The 1379-nt window shown below is 68.6% G+C and carries 1 protein-coding gene; it reads left to right on the top strand.

What is annotated here, in order from left to right; all coding sequences use genetic code 11:
• Positions 1–280: 280 nt before the first annotated feature.
• Positions 281–976: a restriction endonuclease gene (locus MTQ10_RS30430; protein ID WP_247473935.1), complete on the top strand. Its 696-nt coding sequence runs from the start codon at positions 281–283 to the stop codon at positions 974–976.
• Positions 977–1379 lie beyond the last annotated feature (403 nt).

Genomic DNA, 1379 nt, shown 5'->3' on the forward strand with positions numbered 1-1379 from the left:
GCAGTGGCGTAGACACCCTCTGTGCTACCGAGAGGCCCTGCCTTCATGCCCCCGCGCGGCCACAATCACCTGAACAGCACGCCCGTACGGAACCCCCAGCTCCACACTCGGTTTCGAGAAGCCCTCTCATAACCTGCGCGGGAATCGTCAACAGCCTGTGGATAGGGGGGAGTTTTTTCATGTCGGTACGGATGGAGGCGTGCGAGCGGGCCGCTGGGCCGATACGGGCCCTCGCCCGGTCTGCCGAACGCAGCCTGCCGGTTGAGCCGGGGACAGCCCGATGAGCGGCCGACGTCCGGCGCGGCGTCCCGCACGGCGCCGGCCGGCCCGCCGTTCCAAGAAGCAGGATGACCAGCTGGCTTTGCTGGGAGCTGGGGTCCTGGCGCTCGGGTTGGTCATCACCGTCGTGCACTGGCTACTGGTGCACTGGTGGATCCTCCTCATCGCCGCCGTGATCGCCGCAGTGGCCGGTGGCCTCTGGCTACAGCAGGCACGGCAACGGGCCGAGTGGGAGCGCGTGCGCGCCCGCGCCCTGCGGATGCGGATCGCGGAGCTGGACGCCCTGGACCACCGCGCGTTCGAGTTCGCCATACGGGACCTGATGCGACGGGACGGCTGCCAGGCAGAGCAGCTCGGCGGTGCCGGCGACAACGCCTGCGACGTACGCGCCGTCGATCCTATGGGGCGCGTCTGGGCCATCCAGTGCAAACACCGCCGCGACGGAGACCGCGGCTCCGCCGTCGGCGTCGGTGTCCTGCAGCAGGTCAACGGCACCGCACGGCAGATCCACGGAGCGGACGTCGCGGTCGTGCTCACCAACGGCCGTTTCTCCTCCAAGGCCATCCCCTGGGGCGCGGAGCACCGGATTCACCTCGTGGACCGCCGTCTGCTGCGCGAATGGGCGGCCGGGTCCCGACCGCTATGGGACCTGCTGGACCGCATCCCTCCGCCGCGCCGCCCCACCGCCCTGTCCTGACGCGCATGGCAGGGCGACCAGTGCGACGGAGGCCGCGAGGTCGTGGCTCGTTCAGCCCAGCGGGCTGCGAATGGAGCAGGTGGCGGTGCTGTTCGCTTCGCGCAGCTGCCTCAATCCAGCCATTGACCAGGCGCTCCGTCGCCAATCACCGGTGATCGAAACGTGGTGCTGTCGAGTTCCGGCTATGCAGGAAGGCGGATCGTCAGAGTGTTGTGCGGGGGAGGGCTGGCCAGGTGGTTCTGAGTATCAACGTGGCGGTTCTGCTGGCTGTCATCATCATTGAGCACTGTGCATCGTGAAACGTGCAGGTGAGGTGGGCTGGTGTGCGGGCGAGTTGCCGTGCTCGCGCTGGTCGGCGGCGGGTGTCCATGGTGAAGATCGTCTGCCCTGTCGGCTGAGGCGG

This window comes from Streptomyces sp. XM83C (assembly GCF_023072675.1).
Classification (GTDB): Bacteria; Actinomycetota; Actinomycetes; order Streptomycetales; family Streptomycetaceae; genus Streptomyces; species Streptomyces thermocoprophilus.